Consider the following 22208-nt stretch of genomic DNA (forward strand, 5'->3'; position numbering starts at 1 on the left):
CTTCCTTTTGGTGAACCTTTCTATCATAATAACATCTATAAATGGAAGTTCCCAGCATTCATTTTTCATTTATTTAATTATAGAAAATGGAAAGGAAGATATATCATGTCACAGAAAGAAAAAAATAAAAAAGGGAGTTTTATTACGTTATTGGCACTAGCTATTACCGCTTTTGCCATCGGAACAACAGAATTCATTAGTGTGGGGCTTCTACCACTTATATCAGAAGATTTGAATGTCCCTATTACAACTGCTGGGTTAACTGTTTCGCTATATGCTCTCGGAATTACAGTCGGTGCACCAATCCTTACTTCAATCACCTCAGGGATGTCTCGTAAAACGATACTCACTTGGGTGATGGTTGTATTCATTATTGGAAATTTAGTTGCAGGACTATCCACAAGTATTGGTATGTTATTAACAGCACGAATTATCACAGCATTTTCTCATGGGGTGTTTATGTCCATCGGTACATTAATTGCAGCCGACTTAGTAGCACCAAACCGTAAGGCAGGTGCGATTTCTATTGTATTAGCAGGTTTGTCCATTGCGACAGCAACAGGCGTACCTCTTGGAACATTTTTTGGACTTCAATTAGGTTGGAGAACCGCGTTCATGTTTATCGTCGTCATAGGGATTATTGCTTTAGTAGCAAACAGTATTCTTGTACCATCCAACATGGCAAAAGGTGAAAAAGCGAGTATGAAATCTCAATTTCAATTGATTACAAATCCAAGACTTATTTTGGTCTTTACAATCTCAATATTGGGATACGGTGGGACATTTGTTGCGTTTACTTATTTAACACCATTACTCACTGATATTACAGGCTATATGCCAGAAACTGTCGTCATTATCTTAATTATATACGGAATTGCGACTGCTATTGGAAATCTCATTGGTGGGAAATTAGCCAATCAAAATCAAATTAAAGCATTATTTTATATATTCTTGGTGCAATCTGTGATTTTACTTGTCATGTACTTTACCATTCCATTTAAAGTGGCTGGCTTAATCACTGTATTATGCATGGGGCTACTGGCTTTTATGAGTATTTCGGGGTTGCAATCTTATGTCATGATATTAGCCGAACGCTTTGTTCCGTCTGCTGTAAATGTTGCTTCAGCAATTAATATAGCAGCTTTTCAAGCAGGAATAGCTTTAGGTTCATACTTAGGCGGCGTAGTTACGGACTCGATTGGACTTGTTCATACAACTTGGATTGGTGCCGCTATGATTCTTTGTGGTGTTGTTTTATCTGCATGGGGACGTTCTTTGGAGAGTAAAGAAGGCAGGTTAAAAGCAACTTAATATCTTACTACTAGAGATTTTTATTCATAGATGTACTAACCTTGCTTACTAGAACAACCTTATATAGAAGATGTACTTCCATCTTTAAATAACCAATAAGAAGAAACAGCAAATAGTTTAGATAACTTTGATTAATAAGGATAAAAACAACTGAGACAACAAGAGTTTACAGTATGCTAAATATTAGATTTATCTCTATTATGATAGCTTCGACTGGTACATGATTCTTGATGTCTCAGTTAATCGTTCAGAATATACTGATATACAATTTCACTCCTAATATATTTATAATACTTGGAGTGGATTTCAATTAACTATTAAGCATTATATGTATGCAATTACAATCTTTCTTGCATTATTTATACGCTTTATTAAGAACTGGTATTTTGATATTACGTCATAAAAGAATAGTATGGATTGAAAAAATTAGTTATTCATTTCATTAGATTTCTTAATTCCGTCTGTTAAAGATTCTATTAATATTAAGTCTCTTTCTGTAAAGCTATCCATCTGTTCTTCTATCCATCTACGTCTTGCACCTTTAACTGTATTTTTATTAGGCAAGAAAAACTCATCAACAGAAACATTTAATAACGATACAAGATCGTATAATACCTGTATGCTAGGATGCTGCCCTTTATTCTCAATATTCGTTAAATAACGGGAGTCAATTTCTATCAATGTGCCCACCTGTTCTCGGGTTAAACCTTGTTTTTTACGAGCTTCTTTTATCGCAAGTCCGAACGCTCTAAAATCATATTTATCTTCTTTTTTACGCATAATAAATCACCTCTATACATTTTACTGTTCCTGTTAAACAAGAAACAGGTATAGAAAAACGTATAATGTGGTTAATTAATTCCTGTTATGAATATTATTCAAAGAAAATTTACTGGCAGATAGTTTAAAAAAACCGTTATCTGGCAGTACCCTTTTCATGCCTTTTTAAAAGTATATGTCATTCCCAGACGATGGTTTAAATAGCTGTCGTCTCTTTTTTTGTACAGAATTGATAGCTGGTGTATTAATCTTCATTTTTCAAAGAGATGACGGCTTCTAGGAGGTAGTCGTCATGCTACAATATATTATTCGGCAACAATATTTATTATTGGAGATTTTGTCAAAAAAGGTTATTCACTTATATTGGCTAAAAATAGTCTAAAATGTGGTTTTTTAGGACACATAAGGAGAATAAGTAAAACACATGTACAGATTGAACTATCTGTTTATGTGTTTTTTTGTTTACTTAAAAAGAATGCGCAACTAGTACTGACTAAAAAGAATCTAACAAATGTAACTGCAAGAGTTGGATTGGTGCTCGATATTTCAGGATCTATGAGAAGCTTGTACAAAAATGGTACTGTTCAAAAGGTGTTGGAACGAATTGTTGCAGTTGCGAGTTCTTTGGATGATGATGGTGTACTGGACGTATGGGTGTATGATCACCGTTTTTCGCGTTTGCCGTCCGTTACCGAAAATGACGTTGACAACTATGTTGAAAGACATATTCTGTCCAATGATTATTTGCCCAAGTTCGGTCGTAATGATGAGCCGCCTGTGATGCGCGATGTTATCGCCAAATACACCAAGGAAGAACCTTCTTCTGATCCGGCCTTTGTTATTTTTATTAATGATGGCGGTGTGAAGCGTGGAAAAGGAGATAATATCGACAACGCAGTCATTGATTCGTCAGGAGAGCCGATTTTCTGGCAATTTATCGGTGTGGGTGAATCCGATTTTGGCGTATTAAAGAAGCTGGACAATATAGAAGGCCGTGTGGTAGATAACGCCAACTTCTTCCAAATTCAAGATATCGAATCTATGAAAGACAATGAATTGTACGAACTATTGCTTAACGAGTTCCCATCATGGTTACAGGAAGCGAAGGAAAAGCAGATTTATTAAGGCTACTAAGTGTTGTACTATGAGCCCTTCTCAAAGCTTAATATATAAAAAATGCAAAAGAGAGAGTTCCGCTAGCAGACGCTTTGCGAAACTCTCTCTTTTCTTTACACACCTCTAAAACGTATAGAAGCTCTACGGCGGTTGCCAGCGGAGCGGGCAGAATTGTTCTGAAGAAGCGAAGCGTTCGCCTTTATCCCCGGATTTTACCCTTACAGGTTCTATTCAATAGAAATCCGGGGATAACAGCGATCGGAAGAACAATCTGCACGCGCAGCGCCCACCAACCGACCAAAGGCTTCTAATCGTTTTAACCTATCTCATCCCCATTAATATCATCGAGCAAAGGATAAGCCCCGTCCCGCACCCCGAAGTATATACCTTGAGGTGGCGGAACATGGATGTTTTCCAGGCTGACAGAGATTCATCGGAACGTAAACGTTCATTTTCCTCCCGTAATGCCTTGGATTGACGAATGAACAACTGTCTGATGTCGGCAAATCCCCGCAGGAAGAGGGTTAGAAAACCGCTTTGCAGAACGTGGAAGATTGCACCGATCACCAAGCCCAGCAACCCCAACAGGAATAGCAGATTTGCAGTAGCCATGTTTTCACGACCATACAAGAGATGGGGGATGGCGTACAGAAATCCTAAAGTACCGACAATCAGGGCAGTGAGCCCGAAACGTAAAATCATTATTTTTCGACCCGTTTCGCAAAGCGCAGGTCTGGGTTCGAACGAGCATCAAATACGATACCTTGAATCTTAGGGCTGATTAATGCAGTGTCCGCAGAGAACTGGATCGGAATAATCGGCAGATCTTCCATCAATACGTCTTCTGCCTGATGGAGCTGTTCAAAGCGTTTTGCCGGATCAAGCTCAAAGGTTGAGGATTCGATCAGTTTGTCATACTCCGGGTTGCTCCAGTTGGTAAAGTTGTTCGAATTTTTGGAAGTATAATGCCCCAATACGCCAAGTGGATCCAGGAAGTTTCCTTCCCAGCCCATACGGGCGATCTGGAAGTTCTTTTGTTTAAAGGTATCAATGTACGTTTTCCATTCCTGATTCTCCAGCGTCACTGCAACGCCCAGGTTCGTTTTCAGCATTTCCTGAATCGCTTCAGCTACTTTTTTATGCTTGTCCGAAGTGTTGTATTTAAAGGTGATCGGTGGCAGCTGGGTCAAACCTTCTTCTTTCAGACCTTCGGCCAGCAATTGTTTCGCTTTCGCAGCGTCAAACTCATAGTATTTTTTTTTCGGTGCTTCATCACGGAAGTCCTTGCCGGATGGCGTTGTTGTTCCGTATGGAACATAACCGTAAGCCGGAGTTTCGCCACCTTTGGTTACGCTTGTAGCCAGTGCTTCGCGGTCAATCGCGTAGGCAATAGCCTGTCTGATTTTTTTATTGTCAAACGGCTTTTGTTTTACGTTAAAAGAATAGGTATACACACTGAAAGATGGATGCGACAGGAATTCCTTGTTGCTCTTTTCCTGATCCAGGGTATCTACGGGAAGGCTCAAAATCAGATCCAGATCGCCCGTTTTGTACATTTGATAATAAGTTGTGGAGTCTTGAACCATTTTAAAATTAATTGTTGCCATTGTAATGGCATCTTTGTTCCAGAATTGATCATTTTTCGCCAGCGTAATTTGTTCGTTATGTTTCCATTCCTTGGCTACATATGCACCGTTGCCGACCATTGTGCCCGCTTCTGCTGCCCATTTGTCATTTTTCTCAACAACCGATTGGTTTACTGGCAGATAGGCATGACCCACTGCGATCGTTGGGAAGAAGCTCAGCGGTGATTTCAGCTCAACTACCAGAGTTTTATCATCTTTGGCTGTAACACCCACGTCTTCAATTTTACCTTTGCCTGTGTTGTAAGCTTCGGCACCTTTGATGTAGTAGAGGGCAGAAGGATCGTAGGCAGCTGTTTTCGGATTCAGTACCCGTTTCCAGGAGTATTCAAAATCCTTAGCTGTCAGTGGGTCACCATTCGACCATTTTGCGCCGTCACGGATCGTAAAGGTGTAGGTTTTACCGTCAGGAGATACGTCTACTTTGCTGGCAGCGCCTTCTACGATTTTACCGGCCTTATCGTATGTATATAGCCCTTCGTACAAGTTATCAATTACATAGTAGGACGTTGTATCTGATGCGAAAGCAGGGTCTAGCGTATAAGGCTCTCCACCTGCCAGGTTGGCAGTAATTTCTTGCGGGATATCTGCTTGAGGCGCAGCGGACGGGTCGTTGCTTGCTGTTTCGTCCGTGGTGCCAGAGCATCCAGCCAAAGCCGTTACGGCCAAAAGTAAGATGATCGTCATCCAATGCATTTTTTTCATCGTGGTTTTCCTCCATTACTGTGATTAGTTATGCCAAAAATAAGGTACACCGTACCGGGGGTTATTCATCCTCCTTTCCCGCAGGTATGCCGCGTGTGCGCACTTCGATAAAGGAATTGCCGTTTTTCCTGCGGTTAGGCAAGAAGCTGCGGATCATGGTGACACCCCTCCTTGTCCAATTTCGATCTCTACATTGTTAATGTTGTGAGCGCGGGTCAAGTGCATCCTGAAGCCCGTCTCCAAGTGTATTGAACGCCAGCATGGTGAGCGATATCATCAGCCCGGGGAAAAATAGGCGCCACCATTGACCGCTTAAAATAACGCCAAGTGAATCGTTAGCCATCGTCCCCCAGCTGGCCGAAGGAGACTGAATCCCCAGACCGAGAAAGCTCAGGAATGATTCGGCAAAAATAGCCGACGGAATAGTGAACGTCAAATTTACGATAATGATTGCCGCTGCGTTTGGTAGCAAATGTCTGAAGATAATACGCGAATGAGATGTCCCCAAGCTACGGGCTGCTAACACATATTCTTGCTGCTTCAGCTGTAAGATTTGCCCACGCACTACACGGGCCATACCGACCCAGCCAGTAATGGATAATGCAATAATCATTGTGAGCAGTCCCGGCTTCATAATGACCAGCAGCAGAATGATGACCAGCAGATAAGGAATGCTATACAAAATTTCAATAATACGCATGAGAATGCTGTCGATCCTGTCGCCCGTTTTGCCGTGCCCGGCACAATAGCCAGCAATGCAGCCGACGAGAATACCAAGTACCAAATCAATGGCGGCAGCGGCAAAGCCGATCATGAGTGAAATTCTAGCTCCGGCCCATGTCCGTGCCCATACGTCCCTCCCCAGATCATCCGTGCCAAACCAATGCTCTTTCGAAGGAGAGAGATTCGTTTTCAAAAGGGATTGATCACTGGGTGCATAGGGAACCATGGAGGGTCCAACAATCGCCAGCACAATAATCATGATCAGTAGGGAAAGCCCCAACAGAGCAAGCTTGTTGTTAAAAAGTCTGCGTAGCCGATCCCGCCAGGGTGATTCTTTGGGTCTGGTCAACGTGGGGGTGGGGATTTGGCTACGATCTACAAGACTGAACAGGCTGTCCTTTTCGACAGTAGGTGCTGCTTTCATGTTAATCTCCTTTGCTGACTAATTTAATTCGCGGATCGACAAGGCGATAGGAAATATCAATTAAAAATAAAGTGACGACCAGAATGGCACTGTAGAAAATAGTCGTACCCATAATCACTGGATAATCCCGGTTAAAGATACTATCTACGAAGTATTTACCGATGCCGGGAATGGCGAATATTTTTTCAACGACAAAGGTACCTGTAATGACGGAAGCGAATAGCGGTCCGATAAAGGAAAGCACCGGAATCAACGCATTGCGTAATCCGTGGCGAAGGACTACTGCCCAAGAGGACAACCCTTTCGCTTTGGCGGTGCGTATGTACTCCTCATGCATGACTTCCAGCATACTCGTCCGCATAAAGCGGGCGATAACGGCAAGCGGTGAAACAGCGAGAGCCAGCGACGGGAGCACCGTATGCTGCCAGGTTCCCCATGAGGCGACCGGAAGCAGATGCCATTGGACGGCGACATATTTGATTAACAGCGGTGCCAATATGAAGCTGGGTACGGAAATACCAACAATCGCGATAAACATCGAGATATAATCCAGTGGTCGATTATGGTGTAGAGCAGCTAGCGTTCCGAGCGAAATACCGGCAATAATTGCGACCACGATGGATTGAATACCCAGCAATGCAGAAGGTGGAAAACCTCGGGCAATGAGCATATTGACGTCCGTCGTTTTCGATTGAATAGACGGGCCCATGTCCAGCACTAGCAGATTTTTGAGATACAACACATACTGCACAGCGAGCGGCTTGTCCAGATTGTACCTGGCACGCATATTTTGCAATACCGCTTCCGGAATGGTTTTGGAATCGTTCGAGAACGGATCACCCGGAATGATGTGCATGATGATAAACGTTAAAGTGACGATAATCCACAATGTAATGAACATCGTAAAGAGACGTTTTAAAATGTACATGGGGCTTTATTTCTCCTGTCTATCAAGCTGATTTACATACTATGGCTGTTGAAATTTTAAAATAAATAAAAGTATATAAGAATACTAGGAAATGATAAGACGGTTTAGGTGACATGTCAAGGTAAGGTTTTACATTATAGAACGCAGGTCAAATTTTCGTCACAGGTTTTCCATTTATATAAGGCTAAGATTCCGCTTATTCCTCTCGACGAGTATCCTGCGGTATGTTATGATGATACTCTGATAACGTGTTAACGAACTAAAGCGTCTGCCGCCTGTTCTTGGATACGGGGGTCACCATTGTTGGAGGGGAATAAGATGAGAAAAGCAGCCATGTTTACGATGTTGATTGGATTGATGATGATCGTGTTAGCCGGATGTTCCGGCGGTAAGGATGACAGTAAATTGATTATTGGAATTGATGATAAATTCGCCCCGATGGGCTTTAGAGATGAAAATAACGAGCTGACCGGCTTTGATATTGATTATGCGAAAGCGGCCGGGGAACAAATGGGTAAACAGGTGGAATTTCAGCCGATTGACTGGTCTGCCAAAGAATCCGAGCTGAACAGCGGACGTATTGATCTCATTTGGAATGGATACACCATTACGGATGAGCGTAAGGAAAAAGTGCTGTTCACGAAGCCATATCTGAAAAACAGTCAGGTGATTGTCATTCCGGCTACTTCCAGTCTTTCCAAGCTATCTGATCTGGCGGGCAAAACGGTGGGACTCCAGACGCTGTCTTCAGCAGCCGATGCATTGGATGCAAATCCGATCAAAAGTAAATTGAAGCCTGTGTCTGAGTATCCGGATAATGTTCTCGCTTTGACAGACCTGAAAACCGGACGTCTGGATGCGGTTGTCATTGATGAAGTCGTTGCCAAGTATTATATGTCGAAGGAACAAGGGACGTATAAGCTGCTTGATGAATCATTGGCCCCTGAGGAATACGGCATCGGCGTGAAAAAAGGAAATGAAGAGTTGTTGACGCAGCTGCAATCCGCTTTGGATGAGCTGCACAAGAACGGAAAAGCTGCTGAAATTTCGAAAAAGTGGTTTGGTGAAGATAAAGTATTAAATTAATATGTAGTGTATTGAACTAAGGGTTTAGGAGTCGAAGGTTATGAGTATGGAATATATTTTGCGAATTATGAAGCCTATGCTTGAAGGGGCACAGATGACGGTTATTTTATTTTTCATCACGCTCATCTTGTCTATTCCATTGGGTTTTATCGTTACGTTGCTGGCCAAAAGCCGGATTAAGCCAATCGCCTGGCTGATGCATACGTACATTTATGTTATACGCGGCACGCCGCTTTTGCTGCAATTATTGTTCTTTTGTTTTGGTCTGCCGATGTTGCCTGTCATTGGGGAGTATCTGGTATTGGACCGGACAACGGCAGCGGTGCTGGCATTTGTACTGAATTATGCGGCTTATTTTGCAGAAATTTTCAGAGGCGGGATGTTGTCGATTGACAAAGGGCAATACGAGGCTTCACAAGTGCTGGGCTTGAGCAAGTCGCAGACGCTGATTAGAGTCATTGTGCCGCAAATGGTACGGATTGCTTTGCCTGCGGTGACCAATGAAGCGACAACACTGGTAAAAGATACGGCACTACTGTATGCAGTAGCGGTACCGGAACTGCTGCATTTTGCCAATACGGCTGTAAACCGTGATTTCTCGATTGTACCTTATGTTGTAGCGGCGGTTATTTATTTGTTGTTAGCTTTGGTACTGACGCTATTCTTCAGAGCGCTGGAAAAACGTTTTAAATTCGAGTAAAAGGAATGTCGGGATATGAATACTAACGCAATAGAAGTAACCGATTTGAAAAAATCGTTCGGCAAGCTCGACGTTCTGAAAAGAGTGAGCTTTAACGTTAAAGCCGGCGAGGTTGTAGCCGTCATCGGTCCTTCAGGTTCAGGAAAAAGTACCATGCTCCGTAGTTTGGTACACCTGGAAGATGTGACAGGCGGGACGATCCGCATTCATGATAAAGCACTGGTGGAAAACGGTCAGTACGCTCCGGCAGGTGACATTAAGGGCATTACCACCGGTATGGGCATGGTGTTCCAGCATTTTAATCTGTTCCCTCACTTGACGGTGCAGGATAATCTGGAGCTGGCTCCGAAGCTGGTGAAGAAGGTGAGCAAGGCTGAGCTACGCCGCCAAAGCGCTGAGTTGCTGGCTAAAGTCGGTTTGGCAGATAAAGCAGATGCGTATCCATCCCGACTGTCGGGAGGACAGAAGCAGCGCGTGGCGATTGCCCGGGCAATGATGATGAACCCTGATATTTTACTGTTTGATGAGCCGACCTCGGCCCTTGATCCCGAGCTGACGGGTGAGGTGCTGCGAGTTATCAAAAAGCTGGCTGAGGAACATATGACGATGGTCATTGTGACCCACGAGATGAACTTTGCGAGAGATGTGGCGGATCGTGTCATTTTTATGGATAATGGCGAAATTGCAGAATCTGGTACACCAGAGCAGATTTTTGGCAATCCTCAGCTGGAGCGGACGAAGGTATTTTTGAATCGGGTGGAGGCTTAAAAAAATAGTTGCTTGTTAGAGTGTGTGTCTGTGAGCAAAATGTTTTTAAGCAGGAAGTATGAGGGAAGAATAAAAGCAAGGGAGATGGCAAACGCCATCTCCTTTTTGTAGTTATAGCGTATGCGAACTGTGTAGCCACATTTGGGCAATATGTAGATTGAGGTTCGTATACAGATTATTATTTTTAATCTTTACATACCTACCGAAGGTATGTAGAATGAAAGATACCTACCGAAGGTAGGTTTTGAATGATGAGAGGATGAGTCGATCATGAATAAATCTCGCAACGAAATCCTATTTACGCTAATCATTAATATCGTATTACCTTATTTGGCTTATCGCCTGCTAATTCCGCATACGAGCAGTGTGGTGGCTCTGTCTATCGCTGCTCTTGTACCACTATGCGACTCGCTCTACAATCTTATAAGGACGCGCAAAGCAGATGTGTTCTCTAGTTTTATCTTTCTTGGTCTGATTCTGGGCGTCGTGGCCGTTCTCTTGGGCGGTGACGAACGCTTCATTTTGCTACGGGAGTCTTATGTAACCGGTATTATGGGGTTGGTGTTTCTAGGCTCGCTGCTCTTTGGTCGACCATTAATTTATTATTTTGCCGAAAGATTCACAGGCCATAATCCTCAGATGAACGATAAATGGGAGAAACTTCCGCGCTATCGCTTTAACTTCCGCCTAATAACGGCGGTGTGGGGACTCAGCCTGCTGCTGGAAGCCTTCATCAAAGTAGTGCTGGTATATTCGCTGTCCATACCGACCTTTCTGGTCGTATCGCCGTTCTTCACCTACGGGCTTATTGGTTTGACGATCTGGTGGAATATAGGTTTCATTAAACGAATAAAAAGACAGACAAATGGGAGGTAAAAGATTATGCAAGACAAAGCGATGAACGACAGTCTAAAAAAGCTGCTTGAGATTGCCGAAAAGATGATTATGGAGAAAGGCTGTCGGGCGACGACACTACAGGATATTGCGGATCGCAGCGGACTGACTAAAGGAGCCATTTACCATTATGTCAAAAGCAAAGATGAATTGTTCGGTATGATTCTGGAGGCGGGAATGGAGAAAACCAATCAGCGCTTTTTTGAATCTGTCGCCCGGACTCCCGCAGGACCAGAAGGAATCAAGTCCCCGCTTAACACCTTAAATGAACGGCTTCGTAACATCGGTAGTGGGGACAGCGCTGCCAGCCTGATTTTTATTTATCTACTCAGCCAACAGGATAAGCCCGCCGTGGCTGGCATTCTGAAACGTTATCACGAAGCATCTATCCTCACTGCCAAAACGTGGATCGAAGTCGGACAGCAGAATGGAGCTATCCCTGTTTCAATCGATGCGGACAGGACAGCTCGGATGTTCACCGTGTTCAAGAACGGACTGCAAGTTCAGCATAATATAGTGACCGATGGCGATAAAATCAACGAACTGGAAATTTATGAGTTCTTGATGAATGCGCTGGGCGCAGGAAGAGGATAGGCAGCCCCTCCATTCGTCTGAAATTCTCTTAAAATAATTCATTCGTTCAGCTATCCCTGGATTTTACCTTTAAGTTTATATTCTACTGAGGAGAAATCTAGGGATAACAGCGATCGGAAGAACAATCTGCATGCGTAGCGGGCTCACCACCATAACTCCTCCATTATCTATCTATTAGGATCAACAATTTCTTTGTCCTCGCTAAATACTTCAATCATCGTTAATGCCCCCGCCCGGTACCCGTGAATGAATGCTGCTGGTAATTTGCTTTTCAACATCTCCATGAGATCACTAATTTTTTGATTCACTTTTTGCGATTCAGGGTCGGTTGAATTTATTTGTTCACTAGGACGCCATTTCCCATAATACATATCCTCTAAAATCATTTTTTATCAAACCTCCTATGAAAAGTTAAGTGTTTGTCCTCACGTGAATCGAGATTTCCCATTATGCACTGCTAATCACCCAAGCACATTTTACTGCATGTGATAGATGCATATTGATATTTATGCGTTATTTGCATAAATTTTTTTTAGTATATAAGCTGAGTTAAAAATGTACATGAGGCGCCACTAGGCTGTCGGGTGGTGCTTCCCATCGCTGTAATATTGGAATTATTCTATAAAATTCAAAGAAAGCTAAACATAATAGAGTTAAAGCTTTAATTTGCTAGGTTTATATGCAAACGCTATTATTCTATAATTTCACTCAGAAAGGGGATTAAAGTAAAAAAAAATTACGGAATATGGAACGTATAGGTGATATACTGCAAAGAGAATCAACCAACAAGCAAGTGTATGGGACAAACACAAAATTTTAGGAGGTAGAGTATGTTTAATTTTAGTAAGAAAATGATGACGGTAGTTCTTGCAGCTTCCATGAGTTTTGGGTTGTTTGCAACAACCTCAAGTGCAGCGACAGACTATTGGCAAAATTGGACCGATGGCGGTGGGACAGTCAATGCTGTTAATGGATCAGGCGGTAATTACAGCGTAACATGGAAGGATACCGGGAATTTTGTCGTCGGCAAAGGCTGGACTACTGGATCGCCAAACAGAACGATCAACTACAATGCCGGTGTCTGGGCGCCGTCCGGTAATGGATATTTGGCTCTCTACGGATGGACGAGAAACTCACTCATCGAATATTACGTCGTTGATAGCTGGGGTACTTATCGACCTACCGGAACGTATAAAGGTACGGTGACCAGTGATGGGGGCACATATGACATCTACACAACAATGCGATACGACGCACCTTCCATTGAAGGCGAAAAAACGACGTTTATTCAGTACTGGAGTGTTCGACAGTCGAAGAGACCGACCGGGGGCAACTCCACAATCACTTTCAGCAACCACGTGAAAGCATGGGCGAGCAAAGGAATGAATCTGGGAAGTAACTGGTCTTACCAGATGTTGGCGACAGAGGGGCTTCAGAGTAGCGGGAGCTCTAACGTAACGGTGTGGTAACCACTCAACTGCAAGCTGTTCAACGAACAGGCGCGGTTGGGACTGTCTCACGGGATAAGCGGGTTTTGAGAGCTGTCTGTATAGATAGGGTTTAAATGAATCGATCATGGAGGACTCACCGAGCCCTAAGTATTGTAGACAGGCCGATGACCGTTCCCCTCCAGTCTATCCGTCAGTGCGGATGCGTTGAAGGCCGTTTCCTGCCAGGCGAACGGCCTTCGACGCTGCTGGAGGCGAGTTGCAGGCCATCACGGCCTACTATTTTTCCTATCAGCTTAAAGGATATCTATCCATGAGAAAGCTATTAATATTTATTTTAATAGCGACAATAAGAATGATAACGATAATATAAAATGGACAGCAACGATCAACGAGGGAGCTAACAGTTACCGATTGCCTACAGAAGTAAAGTGGGAATATGCAGCAGGCGGAGGTCAGGCGAGCAAGGGCTACACATACAGCGGAAGCAATAATGACGACGAGGTCGCATGGTATTGGAAAAATGCCGGAGACAAGTACTTATCTGGAGACTGGAACTGGCCTATCATCGAGAGCAACAATAATAAAACAAAATCAATAGGTACCCAGAAACCCAACGAGTTAGGAATATACGATATGTCCGGCAACGTCAGCAACAACGAGATATCATTCCGAGGCAAGTTCGATGCGAATGGCTTTGGTCCCGATCAAGGGTTTCGTATAGCTCGCAGAGAATAGTCGAATAAGGCACTACAAATGAAGGTTAAACTAACGGGCAGTTTAGGTTAATACAGTTCTACCCCACCGAGAAGACAGGGTCGGGGAGTGTCCTTATCCTGCCTTCTTGCATGTTATATGTTTTCTACTGTACTAAATTATCCAAATCCGGCTGCAATTTGGTCCGCAGAACATACAGCATGGTGGCACCAACAAGGAACGCAACGGCATCCGAAATGACAAGCGACCAGACCACCCCGTGGAATCCGTTCATTCGATTAGCAATATACAACACAGGAATCAGAGTAACTCCTTGAATAACTGACATAATAAACGCGGCGGTTCCTTGCGCTGTTGCTTGAAAGATACCGGTAAACAGCGAGGTCATTCCTGTAATGAACAAGGATAAGAACGTCACATGTAGAATGTAGCTACCCATTTCAATTAATTGCGGGTCACTCGTAAATAAACCAATTAAGTGGTCGGAAATCAGATAGACGATAACACCGAACACGATTGCTAACGTCACAATAGCTTTGATTGTAAATCCAATGGTATGCTTCATGCGTAATTTATTCGCTGTAAAAGAGAAGGCAATCAACGGCACAACTCCCTCGCATAAGCCCATCAGAATAAACTCAGGAAATTGCAATAGGCGCGATGAAATTCCGTAAGCCGCTACGGCCTGATCCCCATAATCGACAAGAAAATGGTTAAAGATGAGCGACATTGCACCCAAGAAGATACTCATAACAAAGACGGGAACTCCGATTTTGAATACATTGCTCAGAATATCCGTGGTAGCCTTAAACCATTTTACGGAGACAGTTAAGAATTGGCTCTTATATCCCATATGGAAGGCGTAGAATGCACTCGCAACCAAATTAGAGATGACCGTAGCAGACGCAACGCCGATCACGCTCCAATGGAAGACGAAGATGACTAGCGCATCGAGAATAATATTCACGACAACACTGAGAATCATACCGATCATCGACGTGATTGCTGCACCCTCGGAGCGCACAATATTCTCCAGCGTGAAGAATAATACGACGAATGGTGAACCAATAAGCATAATCGTGACATAGTCCTTCGTGAATCCGAAGGAGCTAGTTGTTGCCCCGAGGCCATGAACGATTGGATCGATCAACGGGAGACCGACCGCCATCACGATAAGACCGAGAACTAAACTGCTGTAAAAGGCGAATGAAGACACATGCTTCACATCGTCATATTTTTTTTCTCCCAGCAAACGGGAGATGAATGTGCCACTACCCATGCCTATCAAGTTGCCTAGTGCCATAATGATCGCGAATAACGGCAAGGTTAGTGCGAGTGCGGTTAACATGGCAGTATTGCCCAGTGTACCAAGGAAATAGGCATTTAAGATGGAATAGATGACATTCATTGACGTACCTAGCATCATCGGTACAGCGAAGTGAGCTACGGCTTTTGCGACCGGTGCTTTTTCAAAGTAATGGAGGTTTTCTGCATCCATGCGAGTCACTACTTTCTTTATTTATTTTGTCCTTCAGTCTAACAGTGTTAGGTTGTGCCTTACAGTGTTAGATGATATCATGAACCTATGAACCTGTAAAGCATAAACTTACACTGTTAGATAAAAGGGCGGATACCGATGAAAAAAAAGCAGCCTCAAATTTCGGAGGATAAGATTTTGGAAGCCTCGTGGGAGCTTCTTGGAGAGGAGGGTATCGAGAAATTCAGTATGAGACGATTGGCCGACCGGCTAGGGATTCAGGCTCCCTCTTTGTACTGGTACTTCAAGAGCAAGCAGAATCTCTATCAGCGCTTGGCCAACCAGGTATCGAAAATGATTCTGGAGGAGTTTCATTCCGAGGGGGACTGGAAGGAGCAGCTGACGGGGCTTGCGGTAACGATGCGGAGTGTGCTCTACCGGTACCCCTGCTCCACGCAACTCATGATGATGACGCTGCCCCACGAACCGGACATCATCCGGTTCACCAACCGTATGCTACTCTGCGTGGAGTCGACGCCGCTTGAGCAAGAGCAGAAAATACAAGTGGTTACTACGCTTGTGAACTATGTCTCCTACTTCGTCCTAGACGATTATCAGCATGAGCGTAATGTCTCCGCTATCCTCAAGGACCAGGGAGCGCTTCCGGGTGAGGAGATGATTCACCTTCTGAATTCCATGAGCGAGACAGAAGTGGGACTATTCCGGAGGATGTTCACGAACGGGCTGTTCGAGCTGATGGGGACCGACGGAGCGTTTGAGTTCGGATTGAAGCTGATTCTGTTGGGGGTTGAGCAGGTGATAAAGGAGCAGGAAAGTAGTATGTAAAAACCGCCCATCCGGTTATTGGATGGGCGGTTTCAATTAGGTTACGTTTACCCTAAATTGTTAGTGAATTTATAATCTTCTGTCTGTCTTTTGTCCTTTGTAAACGTGATTTACTTGTATTAATCATCAAGACAGGAAATATGTATCTTCAACTCAATTACTAAGCATAAAATCAAAAGAAGCATTTATAAAGTTGATGTTATTGTCATATAAAATAATGATAGATTAACTAGTATTGGAGTACATTACAGAAAAGAGAACTTTATCACCGATTTTTTTAGCACGTAATAGCGAAGAATTCGCTTTTGATATCCGCCGCTATTCAACTAAAGGGCAGTTATTCAAAGTGACTTCATATCAATGTAAGTTTTACCCGCTCAAGGATTTCGGTGTTTTAAGTCTTGTAAGAACTTCTGATTTACGTAAAGTAGCTCTCCAAGCCGCAAATCACGCGGCATTCAATGAGATATTGTTTTTTTTCGATGTGGATATCTTTTTTTAATATAGACTGTATGTTCAGTCATGATTAAAATGCTAATCAAGAAAATATTACCTCACTGGGGAGGGGAATAAGGTGGAACTTTTTTACGAAATCGAAGGGAATGGAGTCCCTATAGTCATGATTCACTCGGGAGGTGTCGACTCAAGGGTATGGAGATATATGGTGCCTGAATTGGCAAAATCATTCAAGGTCATTACCTTCGATGGTCGAGGAACCGGCCGCTCGCCTGCTATGCAAGAGCCGACTTCACTTGTGGAGGATTTGCGCAAACTTCTCGAATATCTCGGACTGGATCTTGTCACACTTGTTGGTCATTCCATCGGTGGGCAAGTCGCGACTGATTTTGCGTTATCATATCCTTCTATGGTTGAGCGGCTAGTGGTGATTGCCCCTTCATTAACGGGATTTGCATATTCGCAAGAATTTACCAATTATATAGCATCGGTGAATGCGGCCGCTCCCAATATTTCAAAACTTGTAGAGTTGTCTTTAGCCGGACCGATCTATCGGGCTACGATGGCTAGCCCCCACCGGAGATTTCTGAGTGAAATGCATACTCACTACATGACAAGGGTATTTACCGAGTGGAGGAGCTTTGATGTCCTTTGGTCAGAGCCGCCTTCGATTGAACGTTTAGAGAACATTACAGCGAGTACGTTATTTATACAAGGAACCATAGAATGGCCGGATATGTATAATATCGCCGAGCACTTCAAGCGTGTACCTGAGATTAGGTTTGCCGAAATCAAAGGAGCTGATCATATGCTTGTCCTTACTCATGCGGAAGAACTAGCAACTAGCATCCGACAGTTTTGTCACAGGTGAGAACCATACATGAATAGATTGGGTCTCTCTTGAATCAAAGTATTATAATGGGGTGATAAGAAATTTCCACTTCTGAAACTGGATTCTTTGCTCGAATCATTTTAAAGAAGGAAAACGCAGCACCAGATGAATTGGACGCAACCCTCATTCAAGGGGATCTCAAGGAGGAAGTTTTGAACCTTAAAGAGCAACCCGGAAGTAACATCTTGGTGCTTGGAAGCGGCGAGTTAGTTAGGACGCTGATGAAGCATGATCTCGTCGAACGAGTTTTTCGGCATGATCTTTCCGTTTATACGGGTAAGTGGAAAGCGTTTGTTTACAGATAACATCAACACGATGTCTCTTAAGTATGTATACCAAGACCTTATATTCGGGAGTAGTTGAACTGACGTACCGCCCATCAAAAGAAGATAACGTTTTTCACCAAGGCTCAGACTAATAAAAACAAAGTCCGAGCCTGCCGCCGTTTTATATTGGAGCCAGTCTTATAATTATAATCCGGAGCCTGACGGTAAACTATACCCAGCTACCCTGCATCCCACAGACGGTTCTTGCGAGCTGTTATTCTGAAAATAAAGCATCCGTTGCAACCGGCTGAAGGATAGGCAGTGGCTGAAGGGAGATGGTCCGGTCGAGATGAACAAACGCATCATAACGATTCGCCATGCTGGAAGGCACGTAATTGCCGAATCGCTCATGAGCAGGCTCATATACAACACCGATGGCACGGTGGCCAATGACCGTATGCAGCATGGAAGATGCATCGGAGAGCATTACCACGCCATTCCGGCCGCCTCCCGCCCGGTGCATGCAATACTCCCAGCTTCCTGGCTGTCCGGGTGGCACGGTCATTTTCTCAACCGGAGCTCCCCAAGCTCTTCCGGCCAGTACCTCGCCCTGATAGGTCCCGAAGCCAACGGCAAACACACGATGTTCCGGATCCTCCCGCAGCAGCTGACCCACATTGACCATGCCATCAGCCATCATATCCGTTGCCCGCGCATCACCGATATGCGTATTATGCTCCCAGACAATGGCCTTTGCCGAGGCGCCGTAATAGGACATGATTCGCTTCAGTGATTCAACCATATGTCTGTCCCGTATATTCCAGGACTGCGGGCCTCCCTGGACCATCGTACGATAATAGGCCTCCGAACTGGAAGTGACGAGCATGTTCACCTCCGCATTCAGTTCTTCCTCACTTCCCGGATACGTCATGCGCCGGCTCTGAATCTGCTTCAGTAGCTCAACCACTTCTTTCTCACAGCTCTCCGAGAGCAATCCTGCCGCAATGCCATAAGCCTGATGGTCCCTGCTATATAGATCAAAACAGGTATATGTCCTGCGGGCCTGTTCCAGCTGGGGAGACTTGGTCTCCTCCAAATAACCGATGATTGCCTCCATCGATTCCCATAACGAGTACATATCGATGCCATAAAATCCAACCTTGGGACAGCCACTGCCGCCCCCTTGATTCACTTCATTGTAATCCTTCAGCCATTCCGCGAAATCACGAATATCCGTATTCGCCCACATCCAGGTCGGCCAGCGAGTAAAATCACCCAGTGCATCGGTTGCCGAAGAATCGGCCCCCTCCATCCCTTTAACATACCGGTTCAATCGATAAGCAGAGGGCCAGTCTCCTTCCACGCCGATAATGTTAAATCCCTTGCTTGCAATTAGCTTCTTCGAAAGCTCGGCCCGAACTCGGTAAAAATCAGACGTCCCATGGCTCGCCTCGCCAAGCAGCACAATATCTGCCTCACCGATGGCCTTAACTATGCGGTCTAGATTCTCCATTCCGTCCAATGGGATAAATAAGGCATTCAGCTCTTTCAAATATGCATTCTGCTCTGATAGATTATCATTAGAATTCATGAATTTGTTCCCTCCTTTAGACGGTATGAGTGAATTATTTCCGATTTGTCCATTCATTAACCCAAAACAGGCCTTCCTTAGTGATAGCCCGGGTAAGTCTGGTCGGGGCGAAATTTGAATTGATCTAACGGGACACGATAGCTTAATAAACAACTAAGACACAGCTACCGGCATGGATCGGCCATGTTGTACTAACGGGCAAGATATCGTGACGAAGTAATCTCGATAAATAAATAGAGGCACAGCTGATTCAGAAGATCGGCTGCCATTTACATTAGTCTAAAAACCATTCAAATAAAATCGGAGCGCTTCGGAAAGTGTTATGGTGTTGGGAAATTGGAAGTCATAACAAAAGGCTGAAGTAATTAAGATAATTGTAAAATGTTGAGGATAAGGAAGGTTACTAAAGTCCTCCACGGCGAAAAAAATGTCCGATTTTTAGCATAGTACCACAGCAGTTCAAGGGATATCATTAAGATGTGCGCAAAAAAGGAGGAGAAATATAATGTCCGTTGAACGTTTTCATATTCACATTGCAGATGAAGTCCTTGATGATTTGAAAAGAAGATTACACCACATCCGCTGGCCGGATCAATTGGAAAACTCAGGCTGGGATCGAGGTGTTGATTTAACTTATTTAAAATCCCTTGTTTCGTATTGGCGAGAACAGTATGATTGGCGCGAACAAGAATCTCAGTTAAACCGTTTTTCCCAGTTTCGCTGCAACATCAATGGAATTGATGTGCACTTTGTTCATGAGTACGGAAAGGGTCCCAATCCCATGCCCATTATTCTAACCCACGGATGGCCAGATAGTTACCTTAGATATCAGAAAATTATTCCTCTTCTTACAGATCCAGCTAGCTATGGAGGTGATCCTAAGGATTCTTTCGATGTCATTGTCCCTTCATTACCTGGTTTTGCGTTCTCTAGCTCTCCTGACCATCCTGGTGTCAACAATTATCAGGTTTCCGAGATGTGGGCTAAATTAATGACAAAAGAATTAGGATACGATAAGTTTGCTGCAGCAGGTGGGGATATAGGTTCCGGTGTTACGAGATATCTGGCATCGAATCATCCTGAACTTTTATTCGGGATTCACCTAACAGATATTGGTATCATAAGAGATCTACTTACGTCCCATGAGCAGGTAAAACTTTCAGAGGAAGAACTTCAATACAAGAAAAGAGCATTAGAATGGCTTTCTCTAGAGGGAGGGTACATGTCGATACAATCGACACGTCCACAGACTCTTGCGTACGGACTTTCTGATTCACCAGCAGGCTTAGCCGGTTGGATTATTGAAAAATTCCGAGCTTGGAGTGATTGTGGAGGTGACCTCCGTCAAAGATTTAGCGAAGATGAACTCATTACGCATATCATGGTTTATTGGCTTACTAACACAATCGGGTCGTCAACGCAGATGTATTACGAAAATTCACATTCTCTGCCGTCATTAGGTTATATAAAAGTACCAACTGGGGTTGCATTATTCCCAGCAGATATAGTATTACCACCAAAAGACTGGGCAGTACGCAATTTAAATATAACTCGCTGGACTAACATGGCTCGTGGTGGACATTTTACGGCCATGGAAGAGCCAGAGCTTTTAGCCCAAGAAATTCGTACCTTCTACAAGCCTTATAGAGTGGAATAGTGAGTGTTTATGATGGAGCAGATACCTTAGAATAATATTCAAGAGCGAAAAGACTTTTTGAGTATGTGCGAACAACCAATTGATTCAGCGTTTGTTTGATGAAAAAGCTACGGATAAAATCTTTTATTCGAATGCTATTAAAAGGTATTTCAAATAATTTTTAAAATGCGCACTGATACGCTAACGGGTACATTAAGTTGAAACAAAAAGGTTGCCGTGGCAGCTATTTTATGTTAGGTCTAGTAGGACCAACTTACCAGTTGAGGCCGATTGGATCAATAAATCTACCTTAAATGATGTGGGTTAGTATCCATTATTAAAGGCGGATTCACGAAATTCAATATAAGGCTCCTTAACGTTGTAAAACCGTGTTTGCTGGCGATACCTCAATAATGTGAAAAATTACAATTCATTATCGTTCCCAAAAGCATGCTTATAGGAACGATAATGAATTAGTCTATTTCACGTCCCCAAATGTGTATAAATAATTATTGGAACGTTTCAGTATTAATGGTCCCTTTTTTGGAACTGAAAGGGGGATGCATCATATAGTAGATATGGCTTATGTTTGTGTGTCGGCCGGCCAAATACCAAGCTACTTTCGACGCTACTGTTGAACAAGAGCATGATGCCCAAAAAGTCGTCACAAGATATCTAACTGCTATTCATGAAATGCATTTATCGGATGGAGTAGATATGGTCAAAGATTCACGGTACCTTTTAATGAAGAAAAACAAATTCGGAAGTATAAGCAGTACAGTAATAGAACTGATTTTGATAACTTGGTTATCAATTGGTATAATTTACATGTAGTAATCAGCAAACTTAAATGATATATTATGTATCCGGCCGTAAGATAGGCTGTGATGTAATAGTTAGATGGACTTCAAAAATTCAAAGGATTACCTGCGAGGTATTATTTACCAGTAGTATGAATCGTCGAAGTATGATATATTATTATTCCCGGTGTTGATATGGCCGGAAATGATTGATCTTTGAAAACTGAACAACGAGTGAGTGAAACGATTTTGTTCGCAAAATCAAACAAGAGATATTTTTATCTCGTCAGTTTCAAAATGAGCTTATCGCTCTTTCTATAAACCAACTTTGGTTGGTCTTTAATGGAGAGTTTGATCCTGGCTCAGGACGAACGCTGGCGGCGTGCCTAATACATGCAAGTCGAGCG

20 protein-coding genes, 1 rRNA gene and 2 pseudogenes are annotated in these 22208 nt (G+C 43.5%); 15 read left to right on the forward strand and 8 right to left on the reverse strand.

What is annotated here, in order from left to right; genetic code table 11:
- Nucleotides 1-105: 105 nt before the first annotated feature.
- A complete protein-coding gene (locus tag NLX74_RS19260; RefSeq protein ID WP_254329677.1) occupies nt 106-1311 on the forward strand; it encodes an MFS transporter in 1206 nt (401 codons plus the stop codon).
- Between the two features lie 426 nt (nt 1312-1737).
- Here the strand turns inward: NLX74_RS19260 and NLX74_RS19265 are convergent, their stop codons facing one another.
- A complete protein-coding gene (locus tag NLX74_RS19265) occupies nt 1738-2091 on the reverse strand; it encodes a helix-turn-helix domain-containing protein (RefSeq protein WP_254329678.1) in 354 nt (117 codons plus the stop codon).
- Nucleotides 2092-2541: 450 nt separating this feature from the next.
- Here NLX74_RS19265 and NLX74_RS19270 point away from each other — a divergent pair, with 450 nt between their 5' ends.
- Complete coding sequence (locus NLX74_RS19270; protein ID WP_367997049.1) at nt 2542-3216, forward strand: vWA domain-containing protein; 675 nt, start codon at nt 2542-2544, stop codon at nt 3214-3216.
- Nucleotides 3217-3528: 312 nt separating this feature from the next.
- Here NLX74_RS19270 and NLX74_RS19275 read toward each other — a convergent pair whose 3' ends face one another.
- From NLX74_RS19275 to NLX74_RS19290, 4 genes are all read right to left on the reverse strand, one after another.
- A complete protein-coding gene (locus tag NLX74_RS19275; RefSeq protein ID WP_061831747.1) occupies nt 3529-3909 on the reverse strand; it encodes a DUF3899 domain-containing protein in 381 nt (126 codons plus the stop codon).
- Nucleotides 3909-5555 carry a peptide ABC transporter substrate-binding protein gene (locus NLX74_RS19280; protein WP_254329680.1) on the reverse strand — a complete coding sequence of 549 codons (1647 nt, stop codon included), beginning with the start codon at nt 5553-5555 and terminating at the stop codon, nt 3909-3911. The genes NLX74_RS19275 and NLX74_RS19280 overlap by 1 nt, the downstream gene beginning before the upstream one ends.
- A gap of 196 nt (nt 5556-5751) precedes the next feature.
- Nucleotides 5752-6702 carry an ABC transporter permease gene (locus NLX74_RS19285; RefSeq protein ID WP_250259273.1) on the reverse strand — a complete coding sequence of 317 codons (951 nt, stop codon included), beginning with the start codon at nt 6700-6702 and terminating at the stop codon, nt 5752-5754.
- Nucleotide 6703: 1 nt separating this feature from the next.
- On the reverse strand, nt 6704-7630 hold the full coding sequence (locus NLX74_RS19290; protein WP_061831744.1) for an ABC transporter permease: 927 nt from the start codon (nt 7628-7630) through the stop codon (nt 6704-6706).
- Nucleotides 7631-7948: 318 nt separating this feature from the next.
- On the opposite strand from NLX74_RS19290, the gene NLX74_RS19295 reads away from it, so the two are divergent.
- From NLX74_RS19295 to NLX74_RS19315, 5 genes are all read left to right on the forward strand, one after another.
- Nucleotides 7949-8716 carry an amino acid ABC transporter substrate-binding protein gene (locus NLX74_RS19295; RefSeq protein WP_235307425.1) on the forward strand — a complete coding sequence of 256 codons (768 nt, stop codon included), beginning with the start codon at nt 7949-7951 and terminating at the stop codon, nt 8714-8716.
- A 40-nt stretch (nt 8717-8756) separates the two neighbouring features.
- Nucleotides 8757-9416, forward strand: a complete 660-nt coding sequence (locus NLX74_RS19300) for an amino acid ABC transporter permease (protein ID WP_023987212.1) — start codon at nt 8757-8759, stop codon at nt 9414-9416.
- 15 nt (nt 9417-9431) lie between these two features.
- On the forward strand, nt 9432-10184 hold the full coding sequence (locus NLX74_RS19305) for an amino acid ABC transporter ATP-binding protein (protein WP_025683111.1): 753 nt from the start codon (nt 9432-9434) through the stop codon (nt 10182-10184).
- A 270-nt stretch (nt 10185-10454) separates the two neighbouring features.
- Nucleotides 10455-11060, forward strand: a complete 606-nt coding sequence (locus NLX74_RS19310) for a VC0807 family protein (protein WP_254329681.1) — start codon at nt 10455-10457, stop codon at nt 11058-11060.
- Nucleotides 11061-11066: 6 nt separating this feature from the next.
- Nucleotides 11067-11672 (forward strand): TetR/AcrR family transcriptional regulator, encoded by a 606-nt coding sequence (locus NLX74_RS19315; RefSeq protein ID WP_254329682.1) that lies wholly within the window; start codon nt 11067-11069, stop codon nt 11670-11672.
- 167 nt (nt 11673-11839) lie between these two features.
- Here NLX74_RS19315 and NLX74_RS19320 read toward each other — a convergent pair whose 3' ends face one another.
- Nucleotides 11840-12058 carry a DUF6809 family protein gene (locus tag NLX74_RS19320; RefSeq protein ID WP_254327123.1) on the reverse strand — a complete coding sequence of 73 codons (219 nt, stop codon included), beginning with the start codon at nt 12056-12058 and terminating at the stop codon, nt 11840-11842.
- Nucleotides 12059-12502: 444 nt separating this feature from the next.
- Here NLX74_RS19320 and NLX74_RS19325 point away from each other — a divergent pair, with 444 nt between their 5' ends.
- Nucleotides 12503-13141 (forward strand): glycoside hydrolase family 11 protein, encoded by a 639-nt coding sequence (locus NLX74_RS19325; RefSeq protein ID WP_039272535.1) that lies wholly within the window; start codon nt 12503-12505, stop codon nt 13139-13141.
- A gap of 324 nt (nt 13142-13465) precedes the next feature.
- A pseudogene (locus NLX74_RS19330) lies at nt 13466-13858 on the forward strand (SUMF1/EgtB/PvdO family nonheme iron enzyme); the annotation flags it as partial.
- 124 nt (nt 13859-13982) lie between these two features.
- Here the strand turns inward: NLX74_RS19330 and NLX74_RS19335 are convergent.
- On the reverse strand, nt 13983-15335 hold the full coding sequence (locus tag NLX74_RS19335; RefSeq protein WP_254329683.1) for an MATE family efflux transporter: 1353 nt from the start codon (nt 15333-15335) through the stop codon (nt 13983-13985).
- Nucleotides 15336-15473: 138 nt separating this feature from the next.
- On the opposite strand from NLX74_RS19335, the gene NLX74_RS19340 reads away from it, so the two are divergent.
- From NLX74_RS19340 to NLX74_RS19350, 3 genes are all read left to right on the forward strand, one after another.
- Nucleotides 15474-16160: a TetR/AcrR family transcriptional regulator gene (locus NLX74_RS19340; RefSeq protein WP_235307428.1), complete on the forward strand. Its 687-nt coding sequence runs from the start codon at nt 15474-15476 to the stop codon at nt 16158-16160.
- A 574-nt stretch (nt 16161-16734) separates the two neighbouring features.
- Nucleotides 16735-17487 (forward strand): alpha/beta fold hydrolase, encoded by a 753-nt coding sequence (locus tag NLX74_RS19345; RefSeq protein ID WP_254329684.1) that lies wholly within the window; start codon nt 16735-16737, stop codon nt 17485-17487.
- Nucleotides 17488-17618: 131 nt separating this feature from the next.
- Nucleotides 17619-17813, forward strand: coding sequence for a dihydrofolate reductase family protein (locus tag NLX74_RS19350; protein WP_254329685.1), 195 nt, complete (start codon nt 17619-17621; stop codon nt 17811-17813).
- 235 nt (nt 17814-18048) lie between these two features.
- Here NLX74_RS19350 and NLX74_RS19355 read toward each other — a convergent pair whose 3' ends face one another.
- Entirely contained in the window at nt 18049-19365 is a 1317-nt protein-coding gene (locus NLX74_RS19355) for an erythromycin esterase family protein (RefSeq protein ID WP_254329686.1), read from the reverse strand.
- A gap of 505 nt (nt 19366-19870) precedes the next feature.
- Here NLX74_RS19355 and NLX74_RS19360 point away from each other — a divergent pair.
- From NLX74_RS19360 to NLX74_RS19365, 3 genes and pseudogenes are all read left to right on the forward strand, one after another.
- Nucleotides 19871-21022, forward strand: a complete 1152-nt coding sequence (locus tag NLX74_RS19360) for an epoxide hydrolase family protein (RefSeq protein ID WP_254329687.1) — start codon at nt 19871-19873, stop codon at nt 21020-21022.
- Between the two features lie 38 nt (nt 21023-21060).
- Nucleotides 21061-21179, forward strand: a pseudogene (locus NLX74_RS26040) (amidohydrolase family protein); the annotation flags it as partial.
- Nucleotides 21180-22140: 961 nt separating this feature from the next.
- A 16S ribosomal RNA gene (locus NLX74_RS19365) occupies nt 22141-22208 on the forward strand; the annotation flags it as partial.

Source organism: Paenibacillus sp. MZ03-122A (genome assembly GCF_024213325.1).
Classification (GTDB): domain Bacteria; phylum Bacillota; class Bacilli; order Paenibacillales; family Paenibacillaceae; genus Paenibacillus; species Paenibacillus polymyxa_B.

What these genes read in the sequence shown, in the direction of transcription:
- NLX74_RS19260 (WP_254329677.1), top strand. Translation starts at nt 106, where the DNA reads ATGTCACAGAAAGAAAAAAATAAAAAAGGGAGTTTTATTACGTTATTG.
- NLX74_RS19315 (WP_254329682.1), top strand. Translation starts at nt 11,067, where the DNA reads ATGCAAGACAAAGCGATGAACGACAGTCTAAAAAAGCTGCTTGAGATT.
- NLX74_RS19275 (WP_061831747.1), bottom strand. Translation starts at nt 3,909, where the DNA reads ATGATTTTACGTTTCGGGCTCACTGCCCTGATTGTCGGTACTTTAGGA.
- NLX74_RS19320 (WP_254327123.1), bottom strand. Translation starts at nt 12,058, where the DNA reads ATGATTTTAGAGGATATGTATTATGGGAAATGGCGTCCTAGTGAACAA.
- NLX74_RS19300 (WP_023987212.1), top strand. Translation starts at nt 8,757, where the DNA reads ATGAGTATGGAATATATTTTGCGAATTATGAAGCCTATGCTTGAAGGG.
- NLX74_RS19325 (WP_039272535.1), top strand. Translation starts at nt 12,503, where the DNA reads ATGTTTAATTTTAGTAAGAAAATGATGACGGTAGTTCTTGCAGCTTCC.
- NLX74_RS19285 (WP_250259273.1), bottom strand. Translation starts at nt 6,702, where the DNA reads ATGAAAGCAGCACCTACTGTCGAAAAGGACAGCCTGTTCAGTCTTGTA.
- NLX74_RS19290 (WP_061831744.1), bottom strand. Translation starts at nt 7,630, where the DNA reads ATGTACATTTTAAAACGTCTCTTTACGATGTTCATTACATTGTGGATT.
- NLX74_RS19360 (WP_254329687.1), top strand. Translation starts at nt 19,871, where the DNA reads ATGTCCGTTGAACGTTTTCATATTCACATTGCAGATGAAGTCCTTGAT.
- NLX74_RS19335 (WP_254329683.1), bottom strand. Translation starts at nt 15,335, where the DNA reads ATGGATGCAGAAAACCTCCATTACTTTGAAAAAGCACCGGTCGCAAAA.
- NLX74_RS19305 (WP_025683111.1), top strand. Translation starts at nt 9,432, where the DNA reads ATGAATACTAACGCAATAGAAGTAACCGATTTGAAAAAATCGTTCGGC.
- NLX74_RS19295 (WP_235307425.1), top strand. Translation starts at nt 7,949, where the DNA reads ATGAGAAAAGCAGCCATGTTTACGATGTTGATTGGATTGATGATGATC.
- NLX74_RS19340 (WP_235307428.1), top strand. Translation starts at nt 15,474, where the DNA reads ATGAAAAAAAAGCAGCCTCAAATTTCGGAGGATAAGATTTTGGAAGCC.
- NLX74_RS19310 (WP_254329681.1), top strand. Translation starts at nt 10,455, where the DNA reads ATGAATAAATCTCGCAACGAAATCCTATTTACGCTAATCATTAATATC.
- NLX74_RS19280 (WP_254329680.1), bottom strand. Translation starts at nt 5,555, where the DNA reads ATGAAAAAAATGCATTGGATGACGATCATCTTACTTTTGGCCGTAACG.
- NLX74_RS19265 (WP_254329678.1), bottom strand. Translation starts at nt 2,091, where the DNA reads ATGCGTAAAAAAGAAGATAAATATGATTTTAGAGCGTTCGGACTTGCG.
- NLX74_RS19355 (WP_254329686.1), bottom strand. Translation starts at nt 19,365, where the DNA reads ATGAATTCTAATGATAATCTATCAGAGCAGAATGCATATTTGAAAGAG.